Below are 13171 nucleotides of genomic sequence, written 5' to 3'. Positions count from 1 at the left end.
CAATAACTAATTCTAAAAATTATTGATATATCAAAAAAATATTTTTATCATCTTTTCAAAGGAGCAAATAGTGATTTTTAAACATATTTCAGTTCTTAAAAAAGAAGCTATCGCTTTTTTAAACATCAATCCTAATGGTCTTTATGTAGATGCCACTTTAGGGCAAGGTGGTCATTCATTAGAAATTATTAAATATCTAAAAAATGGTTTTTTATATTCTTTTGATCAAGATTTAACAGCCTGCAAACAGGCTTATAAAAATATATCACCTCATTTTCCAATTAACATTATTCATAGTAATTTCTCTTATTTAAAAGATAAACTAGCTGAAAAAAATGTTTTTCAAATAGATGGTATTTTATTAGATTTAGGACTGTCTTCTTGTCAAATTGATAATCCCCAAAGAGGTTTTAGTTACTTATATGATGTCCCTTTGGATATGAGAATGAACCAACAACAAAAACTAACAGCCAAAGATATTGTTAACAATTATTCTTTTCAAAAATTAAAAAATATTTTTTGGTTTTATGGCGAAGAACCCAAAGCATCTTATATTGCTAAAGAAATCATTAAAAGAAGGCCTTTACATACATCTTATGATGTAGTAGCTATTACTGATCTTTTTTATCGTTATCACAAAGGACATAGTGCTAAAAAAATTTTTCAAGCTTTACGCATTGAAGTTAATCAAGAATTAGAATCATTAAAAAAAGTTTTAACACAAAGCCTTGATTTACTTAAAAAACATGGTCGCATAGTGGTCATTAGTTTTCATTCTCTAGAAGATCGCATTGTAAAACGTTTTTTTAAAAAAAATAGTATTGTCGACTTGCCACAAAAACTTCCTATTGTTAATTTTCCTTGTTCTCCCTTGAAACTTATCACTAAAAAAGTTTTTGTGCCCAGTCAAAATGAAATGCAACAAAATCCACGCAGTATATCGGCTAAATTAAGAGTAGCTGAAAAAACATTTAATATTTTAGAAGATTAAATATTAAATCATCTTTAGAGGTGTATTTAGTTATGATACAATAATATTGTAGGTTATTATAATAACTTTTTTGTTTTTTTAAACAATTTTTATTTTTTTGATAATAGATAGTATCATTCCTTTCCTTTTGTCTTGTCATACAAATTAATTAAAAAAGTTTGTTAACCAATCAAGAATCATTAGATGGAGGTTTTAAATGGTTAAAACAGAAGGAATGACTAAATTTTTAATAACTGAAAAAAGAAATAGAAAATTTGTACTAGAAGGGAATCTATGGCAAGTTATTTTTTATTTCACTTTCCCTATTATTATTTATTGGGTTTTTCAAAATATATCTGATGTTATTGATATTTTGATTTTAAAAAGAAAATCTTTTCTCGATGCAACTATAACTTTTATTAGTCGGGTGCATTTATTCAAAGGTGTATTTTATCCCTTTTGGCATTTCAATAGCCACAGGAGGAGTTATTTTAGTAGGTCGCGCTTATGGAGAAAATAATATTACCAAGATGCGTCTTTATTTAGCTAAAACTTTTCTTTTATCTATTTTAACAGCATTATTAGTTTCTTTTTTATGTATTTTTGTTTTTCAAAACCCTATTTTAAAATTTATTTTAAAAATTAGTGCCATCCCACAAGAATATGCACAACAAAAACAATATTATAATTTGATTATTCTTTCTTTTGTTTGCATCATCATTAATACTGTATTTTTAAGTTTGGAACGCGCTAAGGGAAACAACAAAATTCCTCTTTTTTTAAATTTATTAAATGCTTTTAGTAAAATTATTTTATCTTTTGTGTTATTTAAATATTCCCCTTTTATCTCCTCTTTAGCTTGGGCAACTTTTATTTCTAATTTTATCATTACTTTATTCGCTCTTTGGTTTTTGTTTTTTGATCATCACAATCCTTTTAAAATTATTTTTAAAAACTTACGCTTTGATAAAGAGTTTATGAAAAAAATCTCTAAACTAGCTATTCCTGTTTGTGCTAGCATTAGTATTTATGGTTTAGGAAAATTGATTGTAAGTATTGTAGTTAGAGAGTTATATAACGGTGGGCCCGAAAGCCTTACTAGTAGTCAAATTGGGGCTAATTTAGCCTTAGCTGTTGCAATCAATAATATATTTTATAATTTATTAAATTCTTTTTCTGATTCCCAAAACGCTATTATTTCTCAAAATTTAGGTCATAATAATCTTAATCGGGTTTTTGAAGCTTTTAAAAAAATTATTTTATGTATGTGTTTTTTTGCTTTAATAGGAACTTTGGTTAACTATTTTGGCTATAAATTCTTTTTACCATTTTTTTATAATAAAGTTTGGGAGCAAATTCCTAATTTAGAAAGAGAAGCTTTCCGTAAATTGTTATTTTTTGAAACTACTAGTTTATGGTTATCTTGTGGCTCTATTATTTTATTTAATTTTTTAGTATCTTTTAAAAAAATCGCCCCTTCTTTTTATTTGAATTTTTTAAGATCTTTCTTTCGTATATGTTTTATCATCCTTTTTTCTTCTATTTGTTTAAATTGGGGTGTTACAGGTGTAGGATTAAGTATTTTACTTAGTAATTTACTATGTTTTATCATCACTTTTACTATTTTTATTTCTTTTTATCTAAAATTAAAACGTGAAAAATCATTTGAACGAGATTGATTTATTGATAAAATGTTAAAAAAGAGACTTTTGCAAGTCTCTTTTTATTTTTATTGTTTTTTAGTGTTGATCAAAGTAATTTAATTAAACTAATTTTTATAATCGTTAATAAAATGATTCATTTACAATAAAATCTTTTTTATTTCGTTTATTTTATTTCGCTTTCTTCTTGCCAATAGGTTAAACGAATCATTTTTAATCTAGGTTCCAACATTATCGTGCTAAAAAATAAGAAAAAATTTACAGTAACTGTAGGAATAAAATTTAAAACACCAATAATTAAAAACCACTTTATATTGCTTAAATCATTAAAACTATAGTCTCGTTTGCATAAGAGTTTCTCAATCCCTGGTCGAAAAATTATAAAACCATTTAAGGTTTGGGTTAAAGTTTGGATTAAAATAATAATTAATATAATCATTAATAAATGTAAATGGTTTTTGTTGCGTTTAAATGAATGATATTTGTTAGGATATAAAAAACCTGATAAAGAATAAGACAAAGAAGGGATTACAATCCCCAAAAAACAATGTATTAAAAGAAACATAAATGGTTCAAAATTATTTTGAGGATATATTGATTTGTAATGCTCAAAAGTACTAAAATGAAACCCTGTTATACATAATTCTATTAAAACATATATCAGTAACATAATGAAACTGAAACGGTATCCAAATAAAATCCCTATTAAAATCAAAGGTAAATAAGAAATTTAATAAAAGGTTTAAAAACTATAGGCATTGAAATTTTATTTAAATTAATAGTTTTTGCAATTTGTTCTAAAATAAAAGCTAAAGCAAGTAAATAAGAGGATAAAATAATTTTTCTTAAAATAATATTTTTTTGTTGTATATGTGTTTTCATAAACTAATTACCTTTATTTTTTTGAATGATTGAGTATTTAAACTAATTTAAATGATTAATTATAAAAATGTCATTACCAAAATAACTACTTATTTTGTTTATAAGTTATTTAGAAACCTATACTCTAGTATTATAACATTTTTTATAAAACTTGTTTTTATAATTGTTATTTTCTTGCCTTAAGCTTAACTATAATAGTTAATTGTAAATGTAATATTTAACTTAAATAGATGGAAATTTGATTTAAATAGTGTATTTATTACATTTTTTTATATTTTAATCTCCTAATATGTTTATTTATATTCACATTATGACTTGAAAATGTTATAATATGATCGAGTTGAGGTCATAATTATTAAAAAATGAAAAAAATATTTAAAAAAATTATTATTATTATTTGTTTGTTGTTGATGATATGTGGTTTTTTGCTTTATGCACAACAAAAACATTTTGTTTCAAAAACGCAAGAATTGCCAATTATTAAACAACCAATCTCAAAATTAGAATCAAGTCGAAAACCTAACAATTTTTTCATTTATAACGAAGAACCAAGTTCAAAATTAAGTAAAAAAAATTGGATGCTTGTTCAAAAATTAGCATATTTAGGATTAAAAAAATTCCAAAAAGGATTATTTGAAAAGAAAAAAGATTATCAAAATATTTTTGAAGGAGATCCCCAATTATTTCAAGAAAATGTTTTAAATGGGGGTTTATTAACAGCAAGCACTCCCTTGATTCAAGGAACTATAGACTTTTTATCTGAAAGGTTAAATCAAAAAATATGTTTAATAATTAATGATATTCCTTTATTATGTTCTACAACCCAACTTATTAATCCGCAAGAAAAATATATTGATTTAAATTTAAAAAATAATGGGAATCATTTTTTCATTAACACTCCTAGTGATACGGCATCAGATGGATATTGTTTTTTTCATGCAATAACATTTTTATTAAATCAAAAAAAGATTAAATGGGAACATATAATCCATCAAAATTGGGATGATGGTAACTTGATTTCACCAAACAAAAATAAATAATATATATATTATTTATGCCATTTATAATTTCTCTTTTTCAATTTTTACAAATAAGATAAAAAAAACCTGTTTCAATTATCGCCATTATATCAAGTTATTTATATAAAAATCATTAATAAAAAGAGGTTTTTATGTCAACTATTTTTACAAAAATTATTCAAAAACAAATACCTAGTTATGTGATTTATGAAGATGATTTAGTAATAGCTTTTTTAGATGTTACTCAATTTACCAAAGGTCATACTTTAGTTATAACTAAAAAAGAATATCAAAATATTGCAGATGTTCCTGAGGCTATTTTTACACATTTATTTAAAATTGTTCATAAAATTAGTAAAGTGTTGATTAATTCTTTTCACGCTCAAGGAATTAATTTATTAAATAACAATGGTGAAATTGCAGGACAAACTGTTTTTCATTATCATGTTCATTTAATTCCTCGTTTTGATAAAAATGAAGTTAAAATTAAAACATCTAATAATATGAATAGCTTAACAGCAAGTGATTATGAAAACATTCAAAATACTATTCTTAAAAATTGGCATAAGAGATAAACAAATAACTTAACAAAAACACCAATAAAAATAAAAAAACTTTCAAAATTTTTTTTCGCTTTTTATATAGCGACGTAGAAAAATTTCAACAATGTTTTTTCTTTTCTTGTTTAGCATCGCAACAAAATCTCCGACGAAAATTTTTAAACAGACTAACAAAACAACGAAAATCGTCCGCAAATCAAACAAAATTTCTTCAAATTTTAAACTTTTAACTAAAAAAACAACCATTTTTCCATAAAAATCATCAATTTTAAAATTTTCCTTTCAAACAATACAATAATAAAAAAACATTTTTTGTAATAGCTCAAAAACTCAAAATTTTGCCCCATTTTGACGTTTTACAATAAAACTTAGCTAAATTTATATCAAACAGCTTTTCTATTTTTTAATTAACAAATTAAAAATTTACTAAATAAAACCGTTTTCCGTCATTTCCAAAAAAATCAAAAAACAAATTTTTATACACCTTTTTTTTAGAAAAAACGCTAATACATGTATATGAAGAACGAAAAAACAAAACTTCCTTATTTCTTCGTTCCAATTTCTATCATTTTTAAAAATCCAGCCTTTTGGTCTAACTGAGATTTTTTTGTATAAAATTCTTTTTTTAGACTTTACAAAAGGACAAATTCAAGGTATAATATTTTATGTTGTTGAAATATTAAAAAAAGTTGGCGGTTGTGGCGAAGTGGTTAACGCGGCGGCTTGTGGCGCCGATATGCGTGGGTTCGATTCCCATCAGCCGCCCCAAAACACAAAATATTATATTAAGGCCCATAGCCAAGTGGTAAGGCAACGGACTTTGACTCCGTGATTCGTTGGTTCAAATCCAGCTGGGTCTGCCATTTTTTTAATTTTATAATTAATAAAATCAAATTTAAGCGGGTGTGGCGGAATGGTAGACGCACTAGATTTAGGATCTAGCGCTTGTAGCGTGCAGGTTCAAATCCTGTCACCCGTACCACAAACCTCACTTGTTCAAAGGGATATGATGTCAACGGTAGCATAACGGTCTCCAAAACCGCTCGTTCGGGTTCGAATCCTGATATCCCTGCCACTAAAAGATATTATAATTTTATTTTTTTAATTATAAAATATTTATCAAACAATCATTATTAATTAAAATAAAAAGGTTTTTTATACGGGAAATCCTTTTTATTTTGGTTAACTATATTAAAATAAAACTTATTTAACTCCAACAAAAACTTATTGTTGGAGTTTTTTTAATTTCCAAATAACGCCAAAAGGGGGTAAAATAGACAAAAAAGAGGTAAAAGTTAAAAATATTGCATCAACTAATTGACAATTTTGTTTTTTTTTGATTAAATAAAGTTGTAAGTTTAAGAATTTATTTGGTTATTGAAACAAAATAATTAATTTTAATTGTATGTTATTGTGTTATTGTTTTATGGTAAAATTGCAAAGTATAACAAATACTTTTGAATAGGGGTAATTTTTTGCTACTTTTAATATCTGAAATTATTGATAAAATTCAAAATTATAATAAACATGAATTAGCGATTATGATTGGTTTGATTGTTGTTTTTTTTCCGGTTGTGATATTCCTTTTAGGGAAATTAGTTATTAAGATAATTACGCTTATTTATCGCATTAATTTTTCCCTTGCGGCAGCCTTTAGTCATTCTAAAAAAAACAAAGAATCACAAAGTAAAAGTGGTGGGGATAATTCAAGTCATTTACCAAATATTTTAATCAATAACAAAGATTTTGATCCCAATTGCTTAATTAATTTAAAATTATTAGAAATGATGGATAATAAAAAAAACGATACATCAAAAACTGATTTTTTAGAAATGAAACAAAAAATGATGGAAACGTATTTTAATCAAAAATTGTTTGAATTAGAAATGAAACAAAAAATGATGGAATTGGAAGAAAATCAAAAAAGACTTCATGCTAATTCGCCTAAAAATTTTTTGGATGAAATACCTCAAACTTTAAGACGAATTTTAGAAAAATTAACTAATGTCGAAGAAATGCAATTTGAAATTTTAAAAGACGATACAAAAAAAACTTATTATAGCTCAGATGATCGTATATTATATGTCAATCCAGAAGATTTTTTATACATTAACAAAGCCTTAGTACGGCAAAAGCATCAACAACTTAACAAATAAATATTTTTTAAATATTTATTAATATCGCCCATCACTTTTTTTGATAAAGTGGTGGTTTTTTGATTTTTATAATTGCAAAAATGTGCAGAAATATAATTCAAAAATAAGAAAAAAGTTATCTTGAAAAATATTATAATGTTATAATAAGAACGTGAAAAATTAATTTTTTATCTTTTATTTTTTAAAATATCTTATTAAAAAAGTTGATGTCATTTTAATGTCGTTTATTATTTTAAACTTAATTTTTAATTTTAAAAACACAAATATATTGTAAAAATGTTAATTTATTAACATAGCATACTAATGGTGAGGCTATTTGCGTGAATAACAAAAGAATTTTAATACGCTTTGGAGAATTGTTTTTAAAAGGTAAAAATAAAATATATTTTATTCAAAAATTAAAAAAAATTTTACAAAACAAAACAAAAGACTTAAATAATATCGATTTGCAAATTAAACATGATTATGCTTATATAGATTATCCTTTAAATTTAGAAAAACAAATTTTAACAAGATTATCTTATGTATCAGGTATTTCTTCATTTGTAATAGCTACTCAAGCTCAAAAAAATCTTGATGACATCGTAAAACAAGCTTGTTCTTTGCTAAAAGAAAAAATTAATAAACAGGTTTTGTTTAAAATTGAAGTTACTCGAAAAGATAAAAGCTTTTTTTTAACTAGCATGGAATTAACTCAAAAAATCGCTCCTTTGATTTTAGAACCTTTTACAAAATTATTGCATGTTGATGTTAAACAACCACAAGTGATTTTAAATATTGAAATTAGAAAAGAAACAGTTTATCTTTATTGCAATGATGACCAAAAAGAAGCTTTAGGAGGATTTCCTAACTCTTCTATTGGAAAAGGTTTAGTGCTTTTAAGCGGCGGAATTGATTCTCCAGTAGCGGCTTATTTAGCAATGAAAAAAGGAATTGTAGTAGAATTATTTCATTTTGAATCAACCCCTTTAACTCCTTTAGAATCGGTTCAAAAAGTTATTGATTTAACAAAAATTTTAAGTCGCTATTCTATTAACAATCAAATAAAATTGCATTTGGTCCCTTTTAGATCTTTGCAAGAGGTTATCAGCAAAAAGGTTTCTGACTCTTATATTATTAATATTATGCGTCGAATGATGTACCGTTTAGCCGCTAATTTCGCACATTCAAACAAGCATTTATGTTTAATTAATGGGGAATCAGTAGGACAAGTAGCTAGTCAAACTTTAGAAAGTATGCAAACTATTGAACAAGTTACCAATATCAATATTTTAAGACCTTTGATTACTATGGACAAAGGTGAAATCATTAGAATTGCTAAGCATATTGATACTTTTAACATTTCTGTTCGCCCTTTTCAAGATTGTTGTACCCTTTATTTACCTAAATCCCCTGCAACTAAACCTAATATTTTAAAAGCCGAACGAGAAGAGTGTTTTTTTGACTATCAAGATCTATTGAAGATTATTTTAGAAAAAACAATTACTTTAAAAATTAAAGAAAACTCATCATTTAATATTTTAGATTTTGGTTTTTTTGATGTTCAAGAAGCGGTTGCTAATTTTTGTCAACAAAATCCAAATCAAAAAATAGTTTTAAAAAAATAAACAAGAATACTTTAATGAAAAGCACAAATTGAGTTAATATGAATTTATTAACGCTAAAATTATTAGTTTCATTGAAATAAGAATTATTTAAAAGGGAAATTAAATGATTACTTCTAAACAAAATCCTACTTTTAGAAAGTTAAAAAAGTTAAAATTAAAAAAATATCGCGATTTATACCAACAATTTTTAATATATGGCGATCATTTAATTGAACAAGCTGAACAAGAACAAAAAAATAATAAAAACAACTTTTTTATAGAAATTTACACATCTTCTCATACCAAAAAAGGGATTTTTATTGCTCCTGAATTAATGAAAGAATTGTCTCAAACAAAAACAGTTTTTGATCAAATAGCCCTTTGTCAATTCGCTTTATCATCTGAATTGGATTTGATTCATAATAAAATTTTAGTATTAGAAGATATTCAAGATCCTGCAAATCTTGGCGCTTTAATGCGTAGCGCAGTTGCTTTTGGTTTTAATCAAATTTTTCTTAGTTTTAATAGCGCTGATTTTTATCATGAAAAAACCATCAGAGCTAGTCAAGGGGCTTTATTTAACCTTGTTTTGCAAAGAGGCAACATTAAAAAGTTTTTAGAACAAGCTAAACAAAAAGGATATCCAGTTTTTATCACTTTACCACATCAAAAAGCTAATATTTCTTTGGAAAAGGCTAAATCTTATTTAAAAAAAATTTTAATTTTAGGAAACGAAGGATCAGGCATTTCTCTTACAGTAACATCACTTGCTGATTATTGTTTAAATATTCAAACTCAACAAGTAGAAAGTTTGAATGTAGCAGTTGCTGGTAGTATTTTGATGTATCTTTTATAAGATTAATTTTTACTACATAATTAAAATATTTAAAAACAACAAACCCGAAACAAAAAAAAAGAAGCAAAGAAAAAAGAAAGAATAAAAAGGTTGAAACAATGAACATATTACACGACATTAATCCTAAAAGAATTACAAAAGACAAATTTATTGCAGTTATTGAAATTCCTCAAGGAAGTAAAAAAAAATATGAAATCGATAAGGAAACAGGAATGTTAATGATAGATCGTTTTTTAACTACTTCCTTCAGATACCCCGCTAATTATGGCTTTATCCCCTTAACTCATTGTGAAGACAATGATCCTTTAGATGTTTTAGTTCTATCTCAAGAAAACCTTGCTCCTATGACTTTAGTAGAATGCCGTCCTTTGGGTGTTATTAAAATGATTGATAATCATGAATTAGATGAAAAAATTATTGCAGTTCCAATAGCTGATGCTTTTTGGAAACATTGCCATGAATTAACAGATGTTCCTAATTCTTTATTAGATGAAATAAAGCATTTTTTTCAACATTACAAAGAATTAGAACATAAAAACGTAACTATTGAAAATATCAAAGGGAAAGAAGCAGCTTTGCTGGCAATTGAAAAAAGTATTCTTTGTTATCAACAAGTTATTAAACCAAATTTAAAAAAAGCGTAATTTCATTTTTTAATTGCAACAATCACTTTTAGTTATTTTATGTACCTTTAATTAAGTTTGTAACCACATAAGCATTAGCATTAAATGCTTCCTCTCTTTTAATTTTTGTAAGATTTTATAAGAAAGTGTATTTTTGATTATGAAAACAATAATTACTAATAAAAAAGCATTTTATGATTTTTATTTAGAGAAAAAAAAATATCATGCAGGGATTCAATTATTAGGAAGTGAAGTTAAATCAATTCGTTTAGGAAAAATCAATCTCACTAATTCTTATATTTATATCAAAAATCAAGAGATTTTTATAGTTAATATGGTTATTTTAAACTACCCTTTCAGTTGTTGCTTGCAATGCGATGAAAATAGAACCAAAAAACTTTTATTACTCAAAAAAGAAATTATCCAAATTCAAAATAAAATTAAAACTCAAGGATTTTCAGTGATTCCTTTAAAAGTTTATTTTAACAAAAATTTAGTAAAAATAGAAATTGTGTTGGCTAAAGGTAAAAAAAAACATGATAAACGAAATGCTTTAAAAAATAAAGATGCTAATTTATTAATTCAAAAAACTTTAAAAAAAATTAACCAATAACAAAGTTTATTGAATTAACTATTATTTCTTTTTTGTTAGCTGCCCTGTTCCGAAATTTTATAAAAGATCAAAAAAACAATTTTGAAAACATTTATCACTTGACTTAAAAATTTAAAAGTTTATCCAATCTAATTAGAAATTAACGGAAGTTGATTATGAACATTTCAAAAACTCGTTTTATTAAATTTTTAAAAATGCTTAAATATTTAAAATACAAAACACTTTATCAAAATAAAAAACAATTTTTGCTAGATTTTTCTAATGAATTAAAAGTTTTAATGAATGAAGAAACTTTAGATAAAAAAATAAGTTTTTTATTACAAACATATAATGATGAAGATCAAGAAACGACGAATTTAAATGAAAAACATTTAGAAATTATGCAACCTTATTATCAACAATTAGAAATACTTTTAGGCAAATATCTTAAAAATAATTTTCAAGGAAATATCGTTTATTCTTTGGAAACGCACAAACAAAAAAAGTTTCAAATGCAAAAAAAAGAACATCAATTATATTGTTTTTTAGATGGCTATCAAGAAGATGAAACAACTATTCGTATTTTTGAAGCTAAAGCAACCACTAGTCAAAAATTTTTACAATTGCAATTTAAACACAATAATGGTCAAAAGTATCCTTTTTTTCAAAAAACAAACCCCAATCTTTTAACTCCTTATCTTTTCGAAGATAATATCGCTAACCCTTTATATCAAGATAAAATAAAAACATTAATAAATCCTGATTCAAAAGAAGGGCGATATATATATGATTTAACTTATCAAAGATTAGTTATTGAAAATAGCCTTAAATTAGCACAAAAAAAGAAAAAAAGAAAATATTATTTAGTTGTATTTAATGCAGATTATGTGTTAAAAAAAAATAATTGTAATTCTTTTGATGATCCTAATATAATGGCTTTTATTGATTTAACTTTGATAACCGAACAAGGACAACAAATATTAGAACAAGATAGCGATGTTTTAACTTTTCATTTATCTAACAAAAACCAATCAAATTTAACTAAAACACATTTTTTACCTGAAAAAATTGCAACTTTTTATGAAAAAATACCTCCTAAAAACAGCCTTTTTACCTTTTTATTTAATCACCATGGTTTCTGTGATGGTCAAAAAAAATATCATTTAGAAGATTTAATTGAACAAAAGTATTATCATACGCTAGATGTACCTATTAATTATCTTCATCGCTTGGATAACCGAATTCAACAAAAAGTGATAGCAACCAAACTTCCTTATTATTGTTTTGATAAAATTGAATTAGGTCTTAAAACTTTAAAATACCCTCTTTATTATTTAGATTTCGAATCTTTTCCATGTCCTTTTCCTAGATTGTTTGGAGAAAAACCTTATAGTCATTCTCTTTTTCAATTTTCTTTACACATTGAAGCAACTCCCAATTCATGTCATCAAGAATTAAATCATGTTTCTTTTTTAGCTCCTAATCATCAAGATCATCGCAAAATATTAATTACAAAGTTAATCAACGCCATTAAAGATGATGGTGGCTCTATTATTGTTTATCATCAGTCTTTTGAAAAAAACCGTTTAAAAGAATTATCTTTGTTATTTCCAGAATATCGTTTACAATTAGAAAAATTAATTACCAGAATTTTTGATCTTAAAGATCTTTTAAAAGGGAATGCTAATTTTTATCAAAAATTAGGTTTATCAAAAGAAAAAGCAACAGGAATTAATTTTTATCACCATTGTTTACAAGGGTCTTTTTCCATTAAAAAAGTGGCTCCTTTATTTTGCAACCTTTCTTATGCTGATCTTGTTGTTCAAAATGGTATCGAAGCTTTTTTAACTTATATTCAATTACCTTTGATGTCTGAAAAACAATTTCAATTGCAATATCAAGCTTTACAACGTTATTGTCAACAAGATACTTGGGTCATGGTAGAAATTTTAAAAAATTTACAAATCAAAAACAAAAATCGTAATTTCCCTCACCTTACTTTTAAAGATATTGTTGTTTAATTTAATTATTAAACTTAAAATCAATTTAATTACTTAAAAAACAACCCCTCATTTAATTTTTTTATTAAGCGCGCTTAGACCAAAAAGTTGGACTTTGAAAAAGTGTTTTTTTGATTTAAGTTTAGTGTCTTTGAAAAGGACAAATTAAAATGTCAAGTAATGATATATCAAGTAAGTAAAAAAGACAATATTTGACAATAAAAGATTTTTTAGCTGTTTTAATTTGTGGTTCTTTAATAGGTCAT

General features: G+C 24.9%; 12 protein-coding genes and 4 tRNA genes. 14 read left to right on the top strand and 2 right to left on the bottom strand.

Translation table 11 applies throughout. The features are described from left to right. Positions 1–70 precede the first annotated feature (70 nt). Positions 71–991, top strand: a complete 921-nt coding sequence (gene rsmH, locus CHTY_RS01000) for a 16S rRNA (cytosine(1402)-N(4))-methyltransferase RsmH (RefSeq protein WP_203552070.1) — start codon at positions 71–73, stop codon at positions 989–991. Positions 992–1413: 422 nt separating this feature from the next. Further along, positions 1414–2649, top strand: coding sequence for an MATE family efflux transporter (locus tag CHTY_RS00995; protein WP_308705365.1), 1236 nt, complete (start codon positions 1414–1416; stop codon positions 2647–2649). A gap of 148 nt (positions 2650–2797) precedes the next feature. Here the strand turns inward: CHTY_RS00995 and CHTY_RS00990 are convergent, their stop codons facing one another. Both CHTY_RS00990 and CHTY_RS00985 read right to left on the bottom strand, forming a co-directional pair. Next, positions 2798–3301, bottom strand: a complete 504-nt coding sequence (locus CHTY_RS00990) for a hypothetical protein (protein WP_203552069.1) — start codon at positions 3299–3301, stop codon at positions 2798–2800. A 41-nt stretch (positions 3302–3342) separates the two neighbouring features. After that, positions 3343–3513 (bottom strand): hypothetical protein, encoded by a 171-nt coding sequence (locus tag CHTY_RS00985; protein ID WP_203552068.1) that lies wholly within the window; start codon positions 3511–3513, stop codon positions 3343–3345. A 362-nt stretch (positions 3514–3875) separates the two neighbouring features. On the opposite strand from CHTY_RS00985, the gene CHTY_RS00980 reads away from it, so the two are divergent. From CHTY_RS00980 to CHTY_RS00925, 12 genes are all read left to right on the top strand, one after another. After that, positions 3876–4553: a hypothetical protein gene (locus CHTY_RS00980; protein ID WP_246454056.1), complete on the top strand. Its 678-nt coding sequence runs from the start codon at positions 3876–3878 to the stop codon at positions 4551–4553. 131 nt (positions 4554–4684) lie between these two features. Next, complete coding sequence (locus CHTY_RS00975) at positions 4685–5107, top strand: HIT family protein (RefSeq protein ID WP_203552067.1); 423 nt, start codon at positions 4685–4687, stop codon at positions 5105–5107. 677 nt (positions 5108–5784) lie between these two features. Further along, positions 5785–5860: transfer RNA gene (locus CHTY_RS00970), tRNA-His, on the top strand. Positions 5861–5880: 20 nt separating this feature from the next. Then, a tRNA-Gln gene (locus tag CHTY_RS00965) sits at positions 5881–5955 on the top strand. 36 nt (positions 5956–5991) lie between these two features. Beyond that, positions 5992–6074, top strand: a tRNA-Leu gene (locus CHTY_RS00960). Between the two features lie 18 nt (positions 6075–6092). Further along, positions 6093–6167, top strand: a tRNA-Trp gene (locus CHTY_RS00955). Between the two features lie 400 nt (positions 6168–6567). After that, entirely contained in the window at positions 6568–7248 is a 681-nt protein-coding gene (locus CHTY_RS00950) for a hypothetical protein (RefSeq protein ID WP_246454054.1), read from the top strand. A 320-nt stretch (positions 7249–7568) separates the two neighbouring features. Then, positions 7569–8855 carry a tRNA uracil 4-sulfurtransferase ThiI gene (thiI, locus tag CHTY_RS00945; protein ID WP_203552066.1) on the top strand — a complete coding sequence of 429 codons (1287 nt, stop codon included), beginning with the start codon at positions 7569–7571 and terminating at the stop codon, positions 8853–8855. Between the two features lie 103 nt (positions 8856–8958). Further along, on the top strand, positions 8959–9690 hold the full coding sequence (locus tag CHTY_RS00940) for a TrmH family RNA methyltransferase (RefSeq protein WP_203552065.1): 732 nt from the start codon (positions 8959–8961) through the stop codon (positions 9688–9690). A 98-nt stretch (positions 9691–9788) separates the two neighbouring features. Continuing rightward, positions 9789–10334, top strand: a complete 546-nt coding sequence (locus CHTY_RS00935; RefSeq protein ID WP_203552064.1) for an inorganic diphosphatase — start codon at positions 9789–9791, stop codon at positions 10332–10334. A 139-nt stretch (positions 10335–10473) separates the two neighbouring features. Beyond that, a complete protein-coding gene (gene smpB / locus CHTY_RS00930) occupies positions 10474–10926 on the top strand; it encodes an SsrA-binding protein SmpB (protein ID WP_203552063.1) in 453 nt (150 codons plus the stop codon). A 155-nt stretch (positions 10927–11081) separates the two neighbouring features. Beyond that, on the top strand, positions 11082–12926 hold the full coding sequence (locus tag CHTY_RS00925) for a DUF2779 domain-containing protein (RefSeq protein ID WP_203552062.1): 1845 nt from the start codon (positions 11082–11084) through the stop codon (positions 12924–12926). Positions 12927–13171: the final 245 nt, after the last annotated feature.

This window comes from Candidatus Phytoplasma meliae (genome assembly GCF_016876135.2).
The sequence above is the reverse complement of the archived record's forward strand: the minus strand, read 5'-3'. Positions and strand labels throughout refer to the sequence as shown.